The 20,768-nt window shown below is 33.6% G+C and carries 20 protein-coding genes; 9 read left to right on the top strand and 11 right to left on the bottom strand.

Going from position 1 to position 20,768, the window contains the following annotated elements; all coding sequences use genetic code 11:
* Window positions 1–8 precede the first annotated feature (8 nt).
* The 5 genes from QWY86_RS09010 to QWY86_RS09030 all read right to left on the bottom strand — a co-directional run bounded on the left by QWY86_RS09010 (window position 9) and on the right by QWY86_RS09030 (window position 4,455).
* Window positions 9–1,112, bottom strand: a complete 1,104-nt coding sequence (locus tag QWY86_RS09010; protein ID WP_290241080.1) for a hypothetical protein — start codon at window positions 1,110–1,112, stop codon at window positions 9–11.
* Window positions 1,085–2,638 (bottom strand): hypothetical protein, encoded by a 1,554-nt coding sequence (locus QWY86_RS09015; protein WP_290241082.1) that lies wholly within the window; start codon window positions 2,636–2,638, stop codon window positions 1,085–1,087. The genes QWY86_RS09010 and QWY86_RS09015 overlap by 28 nt, the downstream gene beginning before the upstream one ends.
* Entirely contained in the window at window positions 2,638–3,396 is a 759-nt protein-coding gene (locus QWY86_RS09020) for a GLPGLI family protein (protein WP_290241084.1), read from the bottom strand. Before QWY86_RS09020 ends, QWY86_RS09015 begins: the two co-directional genes overlap by 1 nt.
* Window positions 3,397–4,149, bottom strand: coding sequence for a GLPGLI family protein (locus QWY86_RS09025; RefSeq protein ID WP_290241086.1), 753 nt, complete (start codon window positions 4,147–4,149; stop codon window positions 3,397–3,399).
* Window positions 4,150–4,230: 81 nt separating this feature from the next.
* Entirely contained in the window at window positions 4,231–4,455 is a 225-nt protein-coding gene (locus QWY86_RS09030; RefSeq protein WP_290241087.1) for a hypothetical protein, read from the bottom strand.
* A gap of 251 nt (window positions 4,456–4,706) precedes the next feature.
* Here QWY86_RS09030 and QWY86_RS09035 point away from each other — a divergent pair, with 251 nt between their 5' ends.
* The 5 genes from QWY86_RS09035 to QWY86_RS09055 all read left to right on the top strand — a co-directional run bounded on the left by QWY86_RS09035 (window position 4,707) and on the right by QWY86_RS09055 (window position 9,412).
* Window positions 4,707–5,408: a LytR/AlgR family response regulator transcription factor gene (locus QWY86_RS09035; protein WP_290241089.1), complete on the top strand. Its 702-nt coding sequence runs from the start codon at window positions 4,707–4,709 to the stop codon at window positions 5,406–5,408.
* Window positions 5,409–5,441: 33 nt separating this feature from the next.
* On the top strand, window positions 5,442–6,665 hold the full coding sequence (locus QWY86_RS09040) for an aspartate aminotransferase family protein (protein WP_290241091.1): 1,224 nt from the start codon (window positions 5,442–5,444) through the stop codon (window positions 6,663–6,665).
* Window positions 6,666–6,709: 44 nt separating this feature from the next.
* The gene (locus QWY86_RS09045) at window positions 6,710–7,387 is read left to right on the top strand and encodes a response regulator transcription factor (RefSeq protein ID WP_290241093.1); all 678 of its coding nucleotides are present in this window, start codon (window positions 6,710–6,712) and stop codon (window positions 7,385–7,387) included.
* A gap of 192 nt (window positions 7,388–7,579) precedes the next feature.
* Complete coding sequence (locus QWY86_RS09050) at window positions 7,580–8,890, top strand: sensor histidine kinase (protein WP_290241095.1); 1,311 nt, start codon at window positions 7,580–7,582, stop codon at window positions 8,888–8,890.
* Window positions 8,891–8,938: 48 nt separating this feature from the next.
* Window positions 8,939–9,412, top strand: a complete 474-nt coding sequence (locus QWY86_RS09055) for a hypothetical protein (RefSeq protein WP_290241097.1) — start codon at window positions 8,939–8,941, stop codon at window positions 9,410–9,412.
* A gap of 2 nt (window positions 9,413–9,414) precedes the next feature.
* On the opposite strand, the gene QWY86_RS09060 is transcribed toward QWY86_RS09055, so the two are convergent.
* Window positions 9,415–10,101, bottom strand: a complete 687-nt coding sequence (locus tag QWY86_RS09060; RefSeq protein ID WP_290241099.1) for an RluA family pseudouridine synthase — start codon at window positions 10,099–10,101, stop codon at window positions 9,415–9,417.
* 54 nt (window positions 10,102–10,155) lie between these two features.
* Window positions 10,156–10,971: a 3-methyl-2-oxobutanoate hydroxymethyltransferase gene (gene panB, locus QWY86_RS09065; RefSeq protein ID WP_290241101.1), complete on the bottom strand. Its 816-nt coding sequence runs from the start codon at window positions 10,969–10,971 to the stop codon at window positions 10,156–10,158.
* 258 nt (window positions 10,972–11,229) lie between these two features.
* Between panB and carA the strand changes: the two genes are divergently transcribed.
* The 3 genes from carA (at window position 11,230) to QWY86_RS09080 (ending at window position 14,518) form a co-directional block, all read left to right on the top strand.
* A complete protein-coding gene (gene carA, locus QWY86_RS09070; protein WP_290241104.1) occupies window positions 11,230–12,342 on the top strand; it encodes a glutamine-hydrolyzing carbamoyl-phosphate synthase small subunit in 1,113 nt (370 codons plus the stop codon).
* A 199-nt stretch (window positions 12,343–12,541) separates the two neighbouring features.
* Complete coding sequence (locus QWY86_RS09075; RefSeq protein ID WP_290241106.1) at window positions 12,542–13,306, top strand: ABC transporter ATP-binding protein; 765 nt, start codon at window positions 12,542–12,544, stop codon at window positions 13,304–13,306.
* Between the two features lie 135 nt (window positions 13,307–13,441).
* Entirely contained in the window at window positions 13,442–14,518 is a 1,077-nt protein-coding gene (locus QWY86_RS09080) for an ABC transporter permease (protein ID WP_290241107.1), read from the top strand.
* A 75-nt stretch (window positions 14,519–14,593) separates the two neighbouring features.
* Here the strand turns inward: QWY86_RS09080 and QWY86_RS09085 are convergent, their stop codons facing one another.
* From QWY86_RS09085 to kbl, 4 genes are all read right to left on the bottom strand, one after another.
* Window positions 14,594–15,169: a TetR/AcrR family transcriptional regulator gene (locus QWY86_RS09085; protein ID WP_056870108.1), complete on the bottom strand. Its 576-nt coding sequence runs from the start codon at window positions 15,167–15,169 to the stop codon at window positions 14,594–14,596.
* A gap of 1 nt (window position 15,170) precedes the next feature.
* Window positions 15,171–15,587 (bottom strand): Rieske (2Fe-2S) protein, encoded by a 417-nt coding sequence (locus QWY86_RS09090; protein WP_290241113.1) that lies wholly within the window; start codon window positions 15,585–15,587, stop codon window positions 15,171–15,173.
* Window positions 15,587–16,627: a phenylalanine--tRNA ligase subunit alpha gene (gene pheS / locus QWY86_RS09095; RefSeq protein ID WP_290241115.1), complete on the bottom strand. Its 1,041-nt coding sequence runs from the start codon at window positions 16,625–16,627 to the stop codon at window positions 15,587–15,589. Before pheS ends, QWY86_RS09090 begins: the two co-directional genes overlap by 1 nt.
* Window positions 16,628–16,776: 149 nt before the next feature.
* The gene (gene kbl, locus QWY86_RS09100) at window positions 16,777–17,964 is read right to left on the bottom strand and encodes a glycine C-acetyltransferase (protein WP_290241118.1); all 1,188 of its coding nucleotides are present in this window, start codon (window positions 17,962–17,964) and stop codon (window positions 16,777–16,779) included.
* A 249-nt stretch (window positions 17,965–18,213) separates the two neighbouring features.
* On the opposite strand from kbl, the gene QWY86_RS09105 reads away from it, so the two are divergent.
* Entirely contained in the window at window positions 18,214–20,661 is a 2,448-nt protein-coding gene (locus QWY86_RS09105; RefSeq protein WP_290241119.1) for a DUF5686 and carboxypeptidase regulatory-like domain-containing protein, read from the top strand.
* Window positions 20,662–20,768 lie beyond the last annotated feature (107 nt).

A 20,768-nucleotide genomic window follows, 5' to 3' on the forward strand; every position in this document is an offset into this window, starting at 1 on the left:
TTAGTGAACTATTTTATCGACATGGATACATTTAGCATTACATATCTGCCAAGTACTGTTGAAGCATATCTGGATGAAGAAATTTCATTGATATTTGCACTGGTAAATGCCTTTAAATTTGCCAAGTTTTTTCCTTGCAAACTATACTTAAAATTTCCTTTTAATGGATTGTATTGGAGTTCGGTATCTATTAAATTAAAACTTTGATTATTCATCCGATACAAGCTATAACAAGCTGTATTAAAAATTCGACGGTTTATTTTATATCTATATTCCAAATAATTTTTATACATATTGTTTTGAGCGACTAAGTTTCCTTCGCTAAGTGTCTTGCTAAAGAGAAATTCTGTACCTATACCAAAGTTTACAGGCAAATCAAATCCAGTATTAATCTTAAAACTTACCGCTTGATTAATCGCTTTATATTTTTTGGCTCCACCGCTAACATTAGCATAATAATTTGTTATCGATGGAGCGTAAGTTGCAGTAACATTTAAACTAAAAATGGGAAAAAACTTTTTGGCATTCACATTTCCTCCATATGCAGCAATGCCTTTGTAGGGTTGCTTTTCGGAATAATTAAGGTTGTTATTAAAAAAATTGGTATATAGAAAGCCATACTTGCTATAACTTCCGTTTAACCCAACATTCAAATTAAAAAAGCTATTCGCAAAATCATTAAAGCCATAATTTATTAAAGCAGAATGGGCATTATAATTATAAAAATTTGTTAATCCGCTATTGAAATTTCTAATACCCGTAAGTATATAGTTTTCATAATATTCAATGGGTTGCGGATTGTTGTTTCTATATCCGTAAGAAAAAGATAAATTTTGAGTTTGATTAAATTTATAGGCCAATGCAAACATTGGCTCTAAAATTATATATGTACTATCCTTACCCAAATTTTGCAACAATTGTAAAGTAGATTTTAATTGTGCGGTAACTTTTATGGTTCGATTATCATAAACATATTTTGTGCTGAAGTATGTCTGATTGATACTAAATAAACTGCTATTAACATAGTTTCTACCAACTGAATTACCATTTTGATTAAGCAGGTTTGTGTTTAGTTTTAACCTGTTTATTTCATTGCCAAAATTGAAATACAAAAACTGGTGTTGTACCGTTTAAGCGCTTCTGCATCTAATTTAAGTTTAAAGTTTAAGTTATTAACTTCTTGAAATAGCTTATTTGAATTATTGAAAATCGATATGGTGTAATACAAATTTGAGCTTACATTATAATTCTGGTTTACATTATCGGCCAAAATTTTTGCAGAAAATAAATAAGCAGTACGTTTATTTTGTTTTACTGTATATTTCAAGAATCCGTTAAAAGTTTTATCAGCATCATATTGATATTGTAAAACACTATCCCCAACAATATTATTAAATGTAGAAAACGCAGTGCTATTAAAGTATTTTGGTTCTTGCCTGTAAGAAAATTTTGATGTTAAACGAGCATTACTTTTTACCAAATAGTCTGCATTAAAATCTGTCTTTAACGTATTTACTAAACTATTTCTGCTATCGTTAGTTGCTAACGAAACTTCGTTAGTACTAAAAAATACATTTTGCTGGGCAGTTTCTCCAAACAATTTATTTCGGGAGTAAAATAGCGCATAACTAATTTTAAATTTATCACTCAGCCGAGTTATGGCATTTAAACTTCCTTGTGTTGTATGGCTTATCGCATTAAGTTTATCATCAAATGGATTAGCAGCATTAACATCATTTCTTATAATTTTATTATTGCCAGTAAAGGCTCGGTTTTCATCAACCAAATCTAAAAGGTTTGCTGTTGATTGATTACTTATGTTGTTATGATTTGCAAAAGCAAAAGCCTTGGTTTTGTTAATAAATGAAATAAGATTTGTAGAAATTTGCCGCCTATCAATTGTGCCTAAACCTGCATCTATACTACCCAAAACCTTTTTCGCTTTCTTATCTTTAATTTTTAAATTTAGTACTATATCGTCACTATTGATAATACCTTTTAGCAAGTCATCTTCCACGTAATGCTCCAACGCTTGTACTTCTTCAACAAATTCGGGCTTTAAATTTTTGGTTATTGCCTTATAACCTTCGCCAGTTAAATCATCACCTTCCAATAAAACTTTACTAATCTTTTTGTCTTTGAAAAATATCGTTCCGTCTTTGTTTACTTCCATACCCGGCATTTTCTTGATAACACTTTCCAGATTTCTATCATCAGGGCTGGTAAATTGTTTAACGTTGTATTTCGTGGTATCGTTATCAACTGTGACTGCAGGTGGTGCCTTTATATATATTTCATCAAGCTGCTTTTTATCTTCCTGTAAATTGAAATCGTGGCTAAAGGTTTTATCAACCAAAAGTGTTCTGCTTAAAATCAAAGTATCTCTTTTATAACCAATGTACGAAGCGATAAGTATAAATTTTTCAGACGAACTAAGGCTGCCAGAAAGCTGATAAGCGCCATTCTCATCGGCAAAGCTGTAGAGTATTACTTCTTCATCGGTAAAAGATTTTAACTGTAGAGATGCCGAAGAAAGTTGCTGACTACCCGATTTTACAAAACCACTGATTTTGGTAGTTTGCGCAACACTATTTAAAGTGAAAAGACAGATAAAACAAGAAAGTGCACTTTTAAGCATTAAAATTTTTCTTGTTTTTCGGGCAAAGTAATTGTAACTGTTCCGCTACCGCCAGTAGGGTATGTTTGAACAACATTGCTCATTTTGGCAAAATCAGCTACTTTCTTGTTGTAAATAGCAATAAATTCTGAATGGAGCAAAGGTTTATCATCCTTATAATCTTTAGGCACATTTAAAATATCTTTATCAACCTTTTCTTTTAAATCAATTCCTGTTAATTCGTAAACAAATTTTTCCTGTTTATCACTTACTTTTATAATTAAACCTGGCAAGCCGCCAAATTTCCATGGACCTAAAGGTAAAGCAATACCTTCGGCAAACCATGCAGTATAAACTCTACCTCGAAAATTAACTGTTGCTTTGGCGCAATTATAGCCAAGAATATTTTTATGTTCAGAAGTAATTTTCCATTTGAAATTATTTAATGTATCTGAAATAAGGTATAACTTAGACATTATATTTTCACTAAGCAATAGAACCTTTTTATTTCTATCCTTGTAGATAAATGAACGCTTTTTAGCTTTAATTACTGCAACCTCTTGGTATTCTGTTTCAGATATTTTTGATGAAGATCGCTCAACATTTTTTGGCACACCAAATTCTATAGATTTAGTGCCTTTGAAATAGATAACCATATTTACTTCATTAGAACCAATAGAGTTTCTAGTATTCAATTTGTAATTTAATACCCCCTCCATTTGTGCAAAACAAGGAAATATTAGAAAAAGCAATAAATAGGTAGTAAGAATATTTTTCATTTAGAATTTTTCCATTTCTTCAGCTTGATATATTGTAACAGAACCGGAACTACCATCTGCGCTAGTTTGGGTTACCTTTGATAATTTTAGGAAATCCAATGCCTTTTTCTTTGAACGTAAAACATATTCACTATATGAAATCACTTTATCTTTTTCATATGCTTTGGGAACTGATATAATGCTTTCATCGTATTTAGATTTAATATCGATACCACTCAAGATATAAGTAAATATTCCTTGTTCATCGTTGACTTTAATAATTAAACCCGGCAAATCACAAAATTTCCAAGGCCCATTACGAATTGATATTTCATCAGTGTACCAGGCAGTATAAGTTCTACCTCTAAATTTCGCTACGGCTTTTGTACAACTGTAATTCAAAACCTTACCCCTTTCCTTAGTTATTTTCCATTTAAAATTTGGGATACTGTCAGAAGCCAAGTAAGGCTTAAAACCAACTATTCCATCAAAAAAAATATTCCTTCTAGAAAAATTTTTATAAATAAAAGACGGTTTTATATTACTCGCAATTGTATAATCATGATTTTCTTCTCTTTTAAACTTCATCTCTTCCAAAGTTTTCTTAAAAGGAAATTCGATAGATGATTTTCCATTAAAATAGATAATCGATTCAGATTCTCTTAACCCTATTTTCTTATCATTTTTAATAATTTTATATGTTAGTTTCCCTTTAATTTGAGCTTGTAAATTAAAATTGAAAAGCGTGATTATTATAATTGTTATAATTTTCATTTATATATATTGTTATTCTATCTTTTTTAACAGCAAATAAAATGTTACTGTAGTTAGCAATAACTCTAACTACAGTAAAAATTAAAAGGCTTCTTCAATTATCTCATTTGCAATATTTTTTGCTGCTTGCATCGCTTCTGCACATGTGCCTGCGGTAAATTCTGTATAGATTAGATACTCCCTTCCTCCCACGAAATGATGACGATAATAATGAGCTGTGCATTGAAATTTTACAATTTCTTCAGTTTTACTAAACGCACCAAAACTCGCAAAGCACATCATTCCAATAAATAATAATTTTTTCATTGTTTTTTGTTAAAGGTTTATATTTAATTAATTGCCTCAAACCTCTTTCAAAAAAAACTAAAATAAAACTTTTTGCACCAACAGCATCTCCCATGTCATGAACGACACATGCCATGTCATGAACGACATATTTTGATTTTTAAACTGCCTAATCGAAATATTTATTTTTGATTAAATAATTTTATTTCAATAGTTTTGTTACAATCATTCCTTAGTAGTTTAATCCAAATTTATGCTCAATTAAGGAAAATATGTTTACTTGTTATGCTGTAGATGATGAACCATCTGCACTCGAAATTTTAGAAGATTACATCAGTTTAAAACCAAATTTAACATTACTAAAAACCTTTGCTAATCCGTTATCCGCACTTGGTTACATTAATAAAGCAGAAGCCGTAGATATAATTTTTCTAGACATAGATATGCCGGAAATGAGTGGATTAGAACTGGCAAAACTAATTGGACATAAAGCAAAAAGAATTGTATTTGTAACTGCCCATAAAAATTACGCTTATGATTCTATTGAGCTAGAAGCCGCATTTTTGCTAAAGCCCGTATCTTACAAGAAATTCGATAATTTGGTTACGAAAGTTTTAGAGCAACCTTCTATTACACCAAAAACAGAGTCATTTTTAATTAAACAGCCAGGCAATAGAGCAAAGAAATTTAATATAAAATTTAACGAGGTTATTTTTATTGAAAGTCAGGTGCGCCATACAAAAATTCAAACTATAGATAATCAAATTTTAAGCGACCAAAGTTTTGCCAAGCTAAGTAAACTGTTTACCGATGAAAACTTTATTAAAGTACACCGTTCTTTTATTGTATCGAAAACATTTATAAAAATTTTAGGAAATGCAGAAATATTAATGGTTAATAATATTAAAATACCCATTGGTAGAAATTACAGAAATAGATTTGTTAAGGTTGCATCAAAAAACAACGAAGCTTAAACAGCTATTCACATCATTTGCGTAATTTGCGCAATGCTTACACAACGACAGTTGTTTTTACAACATAATGCACAAACCTCTCCAGAACCTATAATGCTCGAATTTGTAAGGGCCAAAGGTGTTTATATTTATGATTCTGCTGATAAAAAACATTTAGACCTGATTGCCGGTATCGGTGTAAGTAATGTTGGCCATTGCCACCCGATAGTGGTTAAAGCCATACAAGAGCAGGCCGAAACTTATATGCATTTAATGGTTTACGGTGAATATGTACAAACGCCACAGGTTAACTTTGCTAAGGCACTTGCAGATATCTTACCAGAAAGCCTAAGCTGCACTTATTTTCTAAATTCTGGAACGGAGGCTGTTGAAGGTGCAATGAAATTAGCCAAGCGTTATACCGGTAGAAAAGGCTTCATTGCTTGTAAAAATGCTTACCATGGTAGTACACAGGGTGCGGAGAGTTTAATGGAAAGCGATTTTTATTCATCTGGTTATGGTCCGTTTTTACCAAATGTTAGCTTTATTGAGCATAATAAGCTGAGTGATTTAGATAAAATTACTGAAGATATTGCAGCAATTTTTATAGAACCAATACAAGGCGAAGCTGGAATTAGAGTTGCTGATTTAGCTTATATGCAAGCTTTAAGAACCAAATGTACAGAAACCGGAACACTTTTAATTTTTGATGAGATACAATCGGGCTTTGGCAGAAGTGGAAAAATGTTTGCCTTTGAGCATTACAATGTTGTTCCCGATGTTTTACTTTTAGCAAAAGGCATTGGCGGCGGAATGCCAATCGGTGCTTTTATTAGTTCGCTTGAAATTATGTCGGTGCTTTCGCACTCCCCTATTCTCGGCCATATGACCACTTTTGGCGGTCACCCTGTATGTTGTGCCGCAGGTTTGGCCACTTTGCGTACCTTAGTTGATAACAATATTGTTGATGAAGTTGAAGAAAAAGGATTACTTTTTAGAAACTTATTGGTTCATCCGGCAATTAAAGAAATCAGAGGCAAGGGCTTAATGCTTGCGATGGAGTTTGAAAGCTTTGAAATCAATAAAAAAATAATTGATGCTTGTATTCTGGATGGCGTATTATCAGATTGGTTTTTGCATTGCAGTAATTCTATGCGTATTGCTCCTCCATTAATTATATCAAAAGAAGAAATTGAAGAAGCTTGCAGTATTATTTTAAAAAATATTAGTTTAGTTGTGGGTGAAAGCGGAAAGCTTAAAGTTAAAAATGGAAGATGAAAAACGCCATATCTTTATACTTGATACTAAATACTTGATTTAAAATGAACGTACTAATTGTTGAAGATGAGAAAAGCCTGGCGCTAGAAATGAACGAATTTCTAAGCAAAGAAGGCTTTATTATTGAGCATGCCTGGAAAAAGGCATCGGCAGAAGAAAAGATTTTTGTAAACAGTTATGATTTTATTTTACTCGATTTAGGTTTACCAGATGGTGATGGATTTGAAGTGTTGAAGCAGCTTAAATTGCTTAAAGATAGAGATGATGCTGTAATTATTTTAACAGCCAGAAGTGCGGTTGACGACAGAATTAAAGGTTTGGACGAAGGTGCAGATGATTATTTACCGAAACCATTTTCATTAAACGAGTTATTGGCCAGAATGCATGCCATCATCAGGAGAAAACATAAACTGGAGAAAAATGAAGTAAACATTCATGGTTTTGCATTTAACATCCAAAATAGAACGGTATCGTATGGTGAAGAACGATTAAACCTGACAAAAAAAGAGTTTGAAATTTTTAATTATCTGGTACTGAATAAAAATCGTGTAGTTTCCAGAATGAGTTTAACCGAACATGTTTGGGGCGATATTTTAGAAGTAAACTCAGATTCCAATTTTGTTGATGTGCATGTTAAAAACCTTCGAAAAAAACTGGCAGCTGTAAATCCAATCGATTGGTTTGAAACGGTTAGAAGCATTGGTTACAGGATAAATTGTTAGTTAATCCGAAGTGAGAAGACCGTAGTCGGAGCCTCTGCCTAAGTGGAAACTTGTTTAATCTCAAAATCTATGTAATTAATTAGTAAATGCATAAAATCCCATTATCCATATTACATCTAACACTATCCATCACCTTTTAAGTTAATTTTTGCTGGTATTTATCCATATTACATCTAACATCATCCATCACTAATGAAGTTACAAGTCAAGTTTTCATTGTATAACGCCATTACTAAAATTGCCATTATTTTAGTTTTAGGTGCTATAATTTTGTTTTCACTTGATAGAATAGCTTATAATCAACTCGATAATCGTTTACTAAAAAAGAAAGCTCGGATTATTGAGCATCTGGATACCAGAGAAATTGATAGTTTATTGAGTAATCAGGAGAGTTTTACCGATTACAATATTCTGAAAGAAGAATTTATAATACTAACTGATATTGATGATAAACAAATTGATACGCCTGCCGATATCATTACTGAAAAGCGAGAAATTGAAGGCGATATTGAATTCTATCGGATACTAAATTACAATTTTCAATACCATGAAAACTGGTATAAATTAGAGCTCGGCGAAAGTATGACCGCGTTGGAGGGCATCAAAAATTACATCCGTTTTTACATGCTTATTGTATTGGTTATTTCTTTGTTGATTACCCTCGTTACCGATTTCGCCTTTACAAACTTTTTACTTAAACCTTTTTATTTAATAATTGATAAAAAAATTAATCGGGTTAACGACCCAACTTTATACAATTATGAAAATATTCCAACCAATACAGATGATTTTAAGATTTTAGATAACAGTGTTAATACGTTGATGAAGCGAATAAACACGCTTTTTTTACTGGAAAAACAGTTCATTGCTAATGTATCTCACGAGCTGCTCACGCCTATTTCGGTTTTGAGTACACGGTTTGAGAATATGCTCAACACACCTGATATACCTGTAGAACATGAAAATAAAATTTTTGCATCACTTAAAACCCTTAACCGTTTAAAAGTTATTATTAATAGCCTACTACTTATTTCAAAAGTAGAAAACAATCAATATTTAAAAACTGAAGAGATTAATCTTGAGGACGAATTGGATGATATTTATGAGGTTCTCGAAGATAGAATATCAGATAAAAAGTTGGTCTTTAATCAGAATATAATTACCAATTTAAAATTTATTGGAAACAAAGCCTTAGTTCATACCTTACTGATTAACGTTATTAATAATGCAGTAAAATTTAACATTAAAGGTGGTTCTATAAATATCTACGGCAATTATGAAAATGAAAACTATCGACTAAAGGTTAGTGATAGCGGAATTGGAATGACGAAAGAATTGCTTGAAGATGCTTTCGAAAGATTTAAGAGGGGAAATGATGAAGAACAAGGTTTTGGTCTTGGTTTAGCGATTGTACAGAGTATTGCAAAGTTTCATAAAATAGAAATTGACATAGAGTCAGAGATTAATAGTGGCACGATTATTACGTTAATTTTCCCAAAATAAGTTTTAATAACTAATTTAGTTCAAATAAAATCCCTTAAGCAAAAACCAATGAAGAGAATATTCATACTTACCGCAGCAATTTCTGTTCTTTTATTTTCTTGTCAAAGTGATAGTAAAAAATATACTACTGTTGATTCGAGCATTATGAGCGATGAAGTGGTTAAGTATAATAGTCCGGATGAATGTTTTACATACAGTAAGAATAATGATAATGTTTCACTTTTGATTTATGGCACCGGAGATAACAAGGTGCTAGGAAAACTAAATTACAACCTTGATGGTAAAGATAAAAACGAAGGAAGTTTTTACGGTTATACCGTTGGTGATACAATCATTGTAGATTATAAATTTCAATCAGAAGGTGTATGGTCTAAAAGGCAAGTTGCCTGGATTAGACAAGGGGACAAATTTTTAGAAGGTTATGGTGAAACCTATCAAGATAAAGATATTGTTAAATTTAAAAACTACCGCAAGCTTACCTATGGTAATTCGATAGTATTAGAAAAAACTGATTGTAAATAGAATTACATATTTTCAAATCTTTCCCAAAATCCATCAACAGGTAATTTGGCAAAAATATTAACAGGTTCCTTTTTAACAGGATGCAGAAATTGAAGTCTTCTGGCGTGTAAACAAATGCTTCCTTTTCTGCTACCTCTTGGGTAACCATATTTATTATCGCCCACAATTGGGCAACCCATTGATGATAGTTGAACCCGAATTTGATGCGACCGACCAGTTAATGGATCAACTTCGATTAAAAAATAATCCCCAACCTGCCCAATTAATCGGTAAGAGAGTTCAGCTCTTTGACTTCCGGTTACCTCGGTCTTATAATATGTAACCACATTTTTCTGCGGATTTTTAACCAACCAATGAATTAAAGTACCTGATGGATTTTCAGGTTTATTTTTAACAACTGCCCAATACGTTTTTTTAACCTCACGATTTTTGAAAACAGCATTCATACGCTCCAAAGCCTTACTCGTTTTTGCAAAAAGAATTACACCACTAACTGGCCTATCCAAACGGTGCACAACACCTAAAAAAGCACCATTCGGTTTATTATATTTTTGAGCGATGTATTTTTTCACCTGTTCATCAAGCGGTTCATCGCCAGTTTCATCAACCTGTACAATATCTCCGGCCCGTTTGCTTATTGCAATTAGGTGGTTATCTTCAAAAAGTATGTCTTTATCAGTAATCGGCAAAGCGTGTTTAACTGTTTAAATGATTAATTATTTAATTGTTCATTAAGTCCGGGACTAATATTGTTCCTTTTCGTTTGGAAAGTCGTTCGCTTTAACATCCCGGATGTAAGACTGCGCTGCACCTAAAATATCATCGTATAAATTAATGTACTGGCGCAAGAAACGCGGTTTAAATCCTTTTGTTAACCCAATCATATCATTAACTACTAAAACTTGCCCGTCGCAACCATTTCCTGCACCAATGCCTATTGTTGGAATATGTAAACTCTCAGAAACTTCTTTACCTAATGAGGCTGGAATTTTTTCAAGCACAATGGCGAAACAACCCGCAGCCTGCAAGGCGAGAACATCAGTTTTAAGTTTATTCGCTTCTTCTTCTTCTTTTGCACGTACGGTATAAGTTCCAAATTTATATATCGATTGTGGTGTTAAACCCAAATGCCCCATTACCGGAATACCGGCTGTTATTATACGTTGAACAGATTCGATAATTTCTTCACCACCTTCTAGCTTTACCCCATGCGCACCAGATTCCTTCATAATTCTAATAGCAGAATTTAAGGCTTCTTTAGAATTTCCTTGATAAGAACCAAAAGGTAAATCAACCACAACAAAAGCACGTTTAACCGCTCTAATTACTGATGCAGCATGATAAATCATCTGATCGAGGGTAATAGGTAATGTTGTTTCATGACCAGCCATAACATTCGATGCAGAATCACCAACAAGCAGAACATCCAATCCGGCATCATCAAGAATGGTTGCCATAGAATAATCATAAGCAGTTAGCATTGATATTTTTTCGCCACGCTGTTTCATTTCTTGTAAAATGTGCGTAGTTATGCGTTTAATTTCTTTATGTACCGACATTGGTTCCTTTTTGTTATGCCAAAAATATAAAGTTATATTCTAAAACGAGTAGTTTAATTGGTCATAATATTGAATTATTAGTGATGTAACAAAAAACTGAATAAAAATTTAAACTTTTACGCCATAAAATCCTATCTTTGTACCCCGAAATGGAAAGGATTTATTCATCTTTTTTTGCCTTATGCAAATACGGTTTAAATGCCGAAAGCCATCCTTTTTTCTACTCTTTTTTAAATCAAAATTCTTATTGTATTAACCATGACTAACTACACCAAGTTACCTGCAATTTTATTACTAGCCGATGGAACGGTTTTTTACGGCAAAGCGGCCGGAAAAATTGGTACTACAACCGGTGAGATTTGTTTTAATACAGGTATGACAGGTTACCAGGAAATTTTTACTGACCCAAGTTACTTCGGACAGATAATGGTTACCACAAACTCCCACATTGGAAATTATGGTATCCAAAAAGAAGAAATTGAATCTGATTCGATTAAAATTGCTGGTTTAGTTTGTAAAAATTACAACATTGTTTACAGTCGCAAGCAAGCAACAGAATCTATTCAGGATTATTTTCAAAATGATAATTTAGTTGCCATTTCGGATATCGATACCCGTGCATTGGTGCGTCATATTAGAGATAAAGGTGCAATGAATGCAATCATTTCATCCGAAATCACTGATTTAGAAGAATTGAAACAAAAGTTAGCTGAAGTTCCATCAATGGAGGGCTTAGAGCTTTCATCAAAAGTAAGTACAAAAGAGCCTTATTTTCATGGTAATCCAGATGCAAGTTTAAAAGTTGCAGCTTTGGATTTAGGTATCAAGAAAAACATACTTCGCAGTTTCGAAAACAGAGATATTTATGTTCAGGTTTTCCCTGCAAAAACAACTTTTGCTGAAATGGAAAAATTTAATCCTGATGGTTATTTTATCTCTAACGGTCCTGGCGATCCATCGGTAATGCCTTACGCAGTAGAAACCATTAAAGAAATTTTAGCTGTTGATAAACCAATGTTCGGCATATGTTTAGGCCACCAGTTATTGGCAGAAGCAAACGGAATCGGAACAATGAAAATGTTTAACGGTCACCGCGGTTTAAATCACCCTGTTAAAAATATTATTAAAAACCATTGCGAAGTAACTTCTCAAAATCATGGTTTTGGTGTTGTACCTGATGAGGTTAGAAATTCGGATAAAGTTGAAATTACTCACGTAAACCTAAACGATAAATCTATCGAAGGCATACGTGTTAAAGGTAAAAAAGCATTTTCTGTACAATATCACCCAGAATCATCACCTGGCCCGCATGATTCTCGTTACCTTTTCGATGATTTTGTTGAGGTAATGAAAGGCGAACTAGTTTGGTAAAAAGAGCAAAAAGATAAAAGCTTAAAGACTAAAGCAAAATATTTTTTAAATCTGCGAATCTGTGGCTATTTTAGGGCTAAAGATTCGCAGATTTTGTTTAAACCCTTTTTCACCTATCAGAAAACATCATTTCACCGACATTTTCGCTTATTGTTACCAAATTCATTTTCTATTCATTTAAAGCTTCTTACATTCGCATATGCAAACAAAAAAAGCCATCATCAGCGTAAAAAATCTGGTAAAAAAGTACGATGATTTTGCAGCCGTACAAGACTTAAGTTTTGAAGTTTATGAAAACGAAATCTTTGGCCTTTTAGGTCCGAACGGAGCCGGAAAAACAACCACATTAGAAATTATCGAAACTCTTAGAGATAAAACATCAGGAGAAATAATTGTTGATGGTTTTTCAGTTGACAAGCAAGCCCACGAAATTAAACAGATTATCGGTGTGCAGCTACAGGCGGCGGGTTATTACCCAAACTTAAATTTGGTAGAACTGATAGAACTTTTTGCAGGTTTATATGGAGCAAACATTAAACCGATGGAAATGCTCGAAAAAGTAAATCTACAAGATAAGGCAAAAGCAAAATATAAAGCGCTTTCCGGCGGACAAAAACAGCGTTTTTCTATCGCAACAACGTTGATAAATCAACCTAAAATTATCTTTTTAGATGAACCGACAACTGGTTTAGACCCACAAGCCAGGCGAAACCTTTGGGATTTGATAACCGAGATAAGAGCTAATGGAACAACCGTTGTAATCACCACGCATTACATGGATGAAGCTGAGCAACTATGCGACCGAGTTGCTTTTGTAGAACGCGGGCAAATCATAGCTTTAGATACGCCCGATAACCTAATCGACAATTTGGTAAACAGTGGCTTCGAACGCAAAAAAGAAGTTAAGAAAGCAAATCTTGAAGATGTCTTTATCAATCTTACAGGTAAAGAGTGGAGAGAATAGTTTTTTTTGAAAAGCACTTACAATACAAAAATTAATGTCGCTCCCGCTTTCCGCTATAGTCCCGATGAAAAATCGGGAGCTGCCGCTTCAATCGGGTTTAAAATTTAGAATACTACAACTATTAAAAAATAGTCAATGAAAAAATACAGCAATACAACTGCTACCTTAGCTTTAGCGAAAGCCAGTTTCCGCTCTATAATGAGAAGTCCTTCGGCAGTGGTTTTTACACTAGCATTTCCTTTAATCTTTATTTTAGTATTTGGATTTTTGGGTGGTGGTGGCACTAAAATAGATGTTGGTATAAGCCCTGGTTCTGATATCCAAAATCCGGTAATCGCAACTATGGAAAATACTGGAATGATTCGATTAGTAAGAGATAAATCAAAAGCAGAATTTGATAAATTACTGGAAAAAGGTAATGTAGATGCAATGGTAGATGTGCATAAAAAAGTTAATTCTGCCGCATACTCCGTTAATGTTGTCTACACTTCTGCATCTATGGATAAGGGAAATATTTTAAAATCAGTATTAAACAACCTTTTTTACGATCAAAAACTAAAGCCATCAGTAGCAGAGATTAAAGAAAGTACAGTTCATGGCAGAGAATACAAAACAATAGATTTTATTTTACCAGGCCAACTTGGCTTTTCATTACTAAGTACAGGTGTATTCGGCACCGCATTTGTGTTTTTAAGTTTGCGCCAAACATTGGTTATCAAACGTTTTTTTGCCACTCCCGTAAAACGCTCGAGCATAGTAATTGGTGAAGGAATTGCAAGAATTGGATTTGCATTAATTGGAGCATTGTTCATTATCTTATTAGGCCACTTCTTTTTCGGCTTTACCCTTGTTCATGGCGCACTCACAGTTCTTAATATGATTCTACTTGCAACGCTCGGGGTAATTGTTTTTATGGGCTTTGGGTTCATCATTTCAGGCATTGCCAAAAACGAAAGTATGGTTCCGCCAATTTCAAATATTGTAACATTACCACAATTTTTGCTATCAGGAACATTTTTTTCAATTGAGGCTTTTCCAAGTTGGCTACAACCAATTAGCAGAGCCTTACCTCTTACTTACTTAAACGATGCAATGCGAAAAGTTGCTTTTGAAGGTCTGGGTTTGTGGGATGTGAAATTCCAGATTATGATATTGGTTATTTGGGGAATAGGAATTTATGCAGTAGCTGTAAAGGTTTTTAAGTGGGAATAAATTTTTAAAAGTCAATAAATAAAAAAACGGGATGTAGCTTTTGGCAACATCCCGTTTTTTTATGAGCATAAAGTATTATAAAGCCGCTTTAACCAAAAACGGCAAAATCTCTTTCTGAAAACTAACAAAATTCTTACGAACATCAGAATCGCTTACCGAAGTAAAAGCGAAAGAAAATACGATGCTTTTACTTGCCTTAAGTAAGAAAGCTAAACCTTCTCTCCTGGCGGGATTATTTTTAAAATTATCCAATTGAAGATAAGCGGCAAGTAACAAAGCTTCAAGTTGATCAGAAAGGTGTTTTAAAAACTCTTGAGAATTAGCGTTTTCACGAACGAAATCCCAGCCAATAAATTCGTTACAGGCTGTAAAAGAAAGTCGGCTGGTTTTCATTACTAAAGCCTTTAAATGTTCTTCTTCTGACGCATAGCTCACCTTATTTTGTAAAATTTCATGTAAGTTTTGGTCAAGATAATCCATTAAAATACTATCCAATACCTGTTCTTTACTTTCGAAGTATTTATAAATGGTTGCCTTTGCTATCCTTGCTTTTTTGGCAATTTCATTTACACTGGTTTTATGATACCCGTACTTTCTAAACAGTTCTTTGGCTGCTTTTTTTACGGTTTCTTTAATTTTTTCGGCTTCCATTCTAATTGGTTACATGTAAATTGGCGCCAGAGATGGCTACTGTATATTGTTTTAAAGCCCTTACAGCAGGAGCTTTTACCGGACTGCCATCTTCAAGAAGAAATTTAGCTCCGGAGCATGGATCAGTAACCGTTAATGATGGATCATCAATATTAACGGCACATTTCTGTTCAGGGTTTACCGTGCTGCAACGATCAAAGGCTACGTATCCATTATCTGTGCGGCGATATAAAACCAAACCAGCAATACCATATCCATTTATAAGAACCGCACCACCAGGGCTACTCAATCTGCTTAATCGTGGGTCGGCTAATGGCAAGTTAAAATTTACCGCAACTTCGGGTATATAACTTGCATCTTTGCCGCAACCTGTAAATAATACAAGTACAAATAACAAGCTAAATAAGTATTTTCCCATTAAATTAAGGCTGATTTATATTGCTTTAAGAAACGAGCGTCATTTTCTGAAAATAACCTTAAATCTTTGATTACATATTTAAGGTTAGCGATACGCTCTATACCCATACCAAAAGCAAAACCACTATATTTTTTAGAATCGATGCCACAGTTTTCCAAAACATTTGGATCAACCATACCACAACCTAGAATTTCTACCCAGCCACTGTATTTACATAACTGGCATCCATCTCCTTTACAAATGGTACAAGAAATATCCATTTCGGCAGATGGCTCTGTAAAAGGGAAATATGATGGGCGGAAACGAACTTTTGTTCCTTCTCCGTAAAGTTCTTGAACGAAATAAAATAAGGTTTGCTTTAAATCTGCAAACGATACATTTTCATCAACATATAAACCTTCAACTTGATGGAAAAAGCAATGTGCACGAGCCGAAATAGCCTCATTACGGTAAACGCGACCAGGCATAATTGCTCTGAAAGGCGGCTGACCTTGCTCCATCATACGCACCTGTACGGAAGATGTATGTGTACGTAAAGCAATATCGCCCTTTTCTCCACCTTTTTTAATGAAAAAAGTATCTTGCATATCTCTTGCAGGATGTTCCTCAGGAAAATTTAAGGCCGAGAAATTATGCCAGTCATCTTCAATCTCCGGCCCTTCGGCAACGGTAAAACCAAGCTTAGCAAAGATTTCAACAATTTCTCGTCTAACCAAAGCTAAAGGATGACGCGAACCGATTTCAAAACCTTCACCAGGTAGAGTTAAGTCTTGTTCATTAACCGCAGCATGAGATTGTGATGCTTCAGTTGATTCTTTTAAACTTTGATATTTTGATTCTGCAAGTTGCTTAAATTCATTTAAAACCTTTCCTAAAGATCTTTTCTCTTCAGTTGAAACGGTTTTAAATTCTTCAAAAATTTCTTTAATAATACCTTTGCTACCCAAATATTTAATCCGGAATTGCTCTAATTCATCTGCTTTTTCGGTAACGAAAGCATTAATTTTTTCTGAGTATTGTGTTATTTTATCCTGTAACATGGCTTCAAATATAAAGTAATTTGTCTAAAATTTTAGTATCGGGCAGTTCAAAATATGAGTTTGTTATATCATAGCTAAAGAAAATGAACTCAAAACGACAAAAGCCACTTGAAGTGGCTTTTGATTTTATTTTTCAGCGTTTATAGGAGTTAAATTACACCCAACTCTTTACCAACTTTTGTAAAAGCAGCAATTGCCTTATCTAAATGATGTTGCTCATGACCGGCAGAAAGCTGAACACGAATACGTGCTTTTCCTTGTGGTACAACCGGATAAAAGAATCCGATTACATAAATGCCTTCTTCTAACATTTTTGCAGCAAAATTTTGAGCGACTTTAGCATCGTAAAGCATTACAGGCACTATTGGATGAAAACCTGGCTTAATATCGAAGCCAGCTTCCGTCATTTTTTCGCGGAAATATTTGGTATTGCTTTCTAATTTATCTCTTAAAGATGTGGTTTCGCTTAACATATCTAAAACAGCAATAGAAGCGCCAGCAATTGCTGGTGCTAAAGTGTTCGAGAAAAGATAAGGGCGAGAACGCTGACGAAGCATTTCGATAATTTCCTTTTTACCAGAAGTAAAACCGCCAGATGCGCCACCTAATGCTTTACCTAACGTTCCAGTTATGATATCGATTCTATCAATTACATTAAAATGTTCGTGAGTACCTCTCCCGTTCTTACCAATAAAACCAGTGCAATGTGATTCATCAATCATAATTAATGCCTCATATTTATCCGCCAAATCAGCAATTTTATCAAGCGGTGCTACAGAACCATCCATAGAAAATGCGCCATCCGTTACTATAATTCTATGTCGGCAATCTTTAGCTGCAATTAATTGTTTTTCTAAATCCTCCATATCTGCATTTTTATAACGGAAACGCTGTGCTTTACACAAACGCACACCATCAATAATAGAAGCGTGGTTTAATTCATCAGAAATAATAGCATCTTCGGCATTAAACAAGGGCTCAAAAACACCACCATTTGCATCAAAAGCTGCAGCATATAAAATCGTATCTTCAGTGCCTAAAAATTTAGAAATTTTAGCTTCAAGTTCTTTATGTACATCTTGTGTGCCGCAAATAAATCGCACTGAAGACATTCCATAACCGTGATTATCTATTGCATTTTTAGCCGCTTCAATTACTTTTGGGTGAGATGACAGGCCCAAATAATTGTTCGCACAAAAGTTAATCACTTCTGCCCCACCGCTAACTTTAATGTCGGCACCTTGCGGTGTAACGATAATGCGTTCGCGTTTATATAAGCCAGCGTTTTCTATCTCTTCTAGTTCTTTCTGAAGAACTGGTTGTAATGTTTTATACATGGTTTTACCGGTTGATTTTGCCCTCAAAGTTATAAAAAAAACAGCTCTAACAGATAAAATACACTACATAATACTAATATTTCAAAAACAAACGTTTGTTATTTCTGTTAAAAGACATCGCCTTTAAATCAATTAAAAAAAGGCCGATAAATTATTTTTTAGTCAACTTAACAAACTTTAACACATCACTATGTGTATAGTGTTAAAACTTATTCGATATTTATAGCTTAACTAGCCTTCGTTTTATTTATGTTCAAACTGTGCGCACTCGCTTCCCTTTTATTTTTCACTCAATCAGTAATTGCACAACAATTTGTAATTTCGGGTACAATAAAAGATATTGAGGGCCAACCAATACCTTTTGCTTCAGTTTACATAAAAAACACAACAAAAGGCACATCGGCTAATGTTGATGGTTTATATGAGTTAAGATTACCAAAGGGACAAAACACCTTAACATTTAGGGCAGTAGGCTACAAACAGCAAGAACAAATCGTAAACGTTAATGGCTCATCTTCTGTAAACATAACACTAAGTTCAGAAAGCTTTACACTAAACAATGTTACGATTAGAGCAAATGCAGAAGACCCAGCCTACGCTATTATGCGAAAGGCAATTGCATCAAGAAAGCAACATTTAAGTGAGGTTAATTCCTTTACTTGCGATGTTTACATTAAAGGTGTGCAACGTTTAAATGGTGCACCTAAAAAGTTCTTCGGTCAGGATATTAGGAAAGTAATGGAGCTTGACACTAACCGAAAAGGTATTATTTATTTATCAGAATCGCAAAGTAAATTTAGTTTCCGCAGACCGAATGATGTTCATGAAGAGATGATTTCTTCAAAAGTTGCAGGAAGAAATAATGCCTTTAGTTTTAACAAGGCATCAGATTTAGTTATTAATTTTTATGATAATTATTTGCTCGAAAACAAACTAAGTTCTAGAGGATTTATATCGCCTATTGCAGAAAACGCAATGTTTTACTACAAATACAAATATCTTGGTGAAACAAAAGAAAACGGAGAAACTATAAATAAAATTGAAGTAATTCCGCGTAGAGCTAACGACCCTGTTTTTAGAGGGATTATATATATCATTGATGAAAGCTGGCGCATATATAATACTGATTTATACCTAACCAAAAGCGCTGGAATTAATTTTATCGATACGCTAAACATCAACCAGCAATTTACTAAAGTTAAAGATGTTTACATGCCAACAAGCATTAACTTTCAGTTTAATGGTAATGTTTTAGGATTCAAATTTGCGGGTTATTATGTCGGAATTTACAGTAACTACGAAGTCTCTCCAATTTTTCCGAAGAACTTCTTTAGTGGCGAAATTTTGAAGGTTACAGAAATGGTTAATAAAAAGGATTCGCTTTATTGGAGTAATAACCGCCCCATTCCTTTAACACCAGATGAAAAAATAAATTACATCGTAAAAGATAGTATCGCAAAGCGAAAAGAATCCAAAGTTTATCTTGATTCGTTAGAAAAAGATAATAACAAATTTGGCTTAGGAAAGCTACTTTTGAATGGTTACAGTATTAACGATCGTTACCACAAAGAGTATTACACATTCGATCCAATTCTTAGATCTATATTTTATAATACGGTAGAAGGTTTTGCAATTAAATATGGTGTTACCTTCAGAAAAGTTTTTGAAAACCGAAGAACTTATAGCATTCGTCCGGAATTGAGGTATGGCTTTGCCAACAAAAAACTAACGGGCAGTTTAACGGGTAGTTATTTCTACGACCCACTTAAGAGAGCAAGTGTTGGCGTATCGTTTGGAAATGGTATTTTCGATTTAAACAATTTTGGTTCGATGTCTTTACTTGGCAATACCATTAACTCGCTTCTTTATGAGAAGAATTTCCCTAAATTCTACGAAAAAAGTTTCTTTAATATAAATTCGACCAGAGAATTAGCAAGTGGTTTACAAGGTTCATTAAGTTTTGATTATGCTAGAAACCATACACTAACCAATAGTTCAAATTTCAAATTTTTCGATAATAAGGAGTTAGAATTTACATCTAATAATCCTTTTACGCCTGCAACAGAAACGCCATTGTTTCCAACTTATACTTCCGTTAGCGCAACTGGAAGCTTAACTTATACATTCGGACAACAGTATATAACCAGGCCAGATGGGAAATTTTATACTGAATCTAAATTCCCGAGAATAACTTTCCTTTACAAAAAAGGATTTAAAGACTTATTAAATAGTGATGTTGATTACGACTTTATAAAAGCAGAAGTTTATCAGGATAGAATTAGTTTAGGCTTATGGGGCTACACTTCATTTTTGGTTGGCGCAGGTAAATTTGTAAACAACAAACAAATGTACTACCCCGATTATAAGCATTTCTCTGGTAACATTTCAACATTTTTTCCGCCAAATTTGAGAAAATTCCAATATCTTGATTTTTATCAATTCAGCACAAACAAACAATATTTCGAAGCGCATTTAGAGCATAATTTTGCTGGTTTCTTCATAAACAAAGTGCCTTTGTTACGCAAGGCGAAACTTGAAGAATTTATTGGTGGAGGTTATCTTTCATCGCCAGAAAAAAGGAATTACAAAGAGTTTTATTTTGGCTTACAACGCCTGGTTTTAAGAGCAAGTTATGGCTTTGCTTATGATGGTGGCCGAAAATTAACGCAAGGTTTTAGAATTGCGTATGGGTTTTAAAGGTTTTAGGTCATAAGTTTTACGTATTAAGTGCTAAGCTTTTTAAAACTTATAACCTAAAACATAAAACTTACAACTCAATTTCTTATCTTTGCCACGCTTTAAAC

The organism is Pedobacter aquatilis (assembly GCF_030409415.1).
GTDB classification, from domain to species: domain Bacteria; phylum Bacteroidota; class Bacteroidia; order Sphingobacteriales; family Sphingobacteriaceae; genus Pedobacter; species Pedobacter aquatilis.

Coding starts and splice junctions, on each gene's coding strand:
- QWY86_RS09015 (WP_290241082.1), bottom strand. CDS start 2,638: ATGCTTAAAAGTGCACTTTCTTGTTTTATCTGTCTTTTCACTTTAAAT.
- QWY86_RS09020 (WP_290241084.1), bottom strand. CDS start 3,396: ATGAAAAATATTCTTACTACCTATTTATTGCTTTTTCTAATATTTCCT.
- QWY86_RS09025 (WP_290241086.1), bottom strand. CDS start 4,149: ATGAAAATTATAACAATTATAATAATCACGCTTTTCAATTTTAATTTA.
- QWY86_RS09030 (WP_290241087.1), bottom strand. CDS start 4,455: ATGAAAAAATTATTATTTATTGGAATGATGTGCTTTGCGAGTTTTGGT.
- QWY86_RS09035 (WP_290241089.1), top strand. CDS start 4,707: ATGTTTACTTGTTATGCTGTAGATGATGAACCATCTGCACTCGAAATT.
- QWY86_RS09040 (WP_290241091.1), top strand. CDS start 5,442: ATGCTTACACAACGACAGTTGTTTTTACAACATAATGCACAAACCTCT.
- QWY86_RS09045 (WP_290241093.1), top strand. CDS start 6,710: ATGAACGTACTAATTGTTGAAGATGAGAAAAGCCTGGCGCTAGAAATG.
- QWY86_RS09050 (WP_290241095.1), top strand. CDS start 7,580: ATGAAGTTACAAGTCAAGTTTTCATTGTATAACGCCATTACTAAAATT.
- QWY86_RS09055 (WP_290241097.1), top strand. CDS start 8,939: ATGAAGAGAATATTCATACTTACCGCAGCAATTTCTGTTCTTTTATTT.
- panB (WP_290241101.1), bottom strand. CDS start 10,971: ATGTCGGTACATAAAGAAATTAAACGCATAACTACGCACATTTTACAA.
- carA (WP_290241104.1), top strand. CDS start 11,230: ATGACTAACTACACCAAGTTACCTGCAATTTTATTACTAGCCGATGGA.
- QWY86_RS09075 (WP_290241106.1), top strand. CDS start 12,542: ATGCAAACAAAAAAAGCCATCATCAGCGTAAAAAATCTGGTAAAAAAG.
- QWY86_RS09080 (WP_290241107.1), top strand. CDS start 13,442: ATGAAAAAATACAGCAATACAACTGCTACCTTAGCTTTAGCGAAAGCC.
- QWY86_RS09085 (WP_056870108.1), bottom strand. CDS start 15,169: ATGGAAGCCGAAAAAATTAAAGAAACCGTAAAAAAAGCAGCCAAAGAA.
- QWY86_RS09090 (WP_290241113.1), bottom strand. CDS start 15,587: ATGGGAAAATACTTATTTAGCTTGTTATTTGTACTTGTATTATTTACA.
- pheS (WP_290241115.1), bottom strand. CDS start 16,627: ATGTTACAGGATAAAATAACACAATACTCAGAAAAAATTAATGCTTTC.
- kbl (WP_290241118.1), bottom strand. CDS start 17,964: ATGTATAAAACATTACAACCAGTTCTTCAGAAAGAACTAGAAGAGATA.
- QWY86_RS09105 (WP_290241119.1), top strand. CDS start 18,214: ATGTTCAAACTGTGCGCACTCGCTTCCCTTTTATTTTTCACTCAATCA.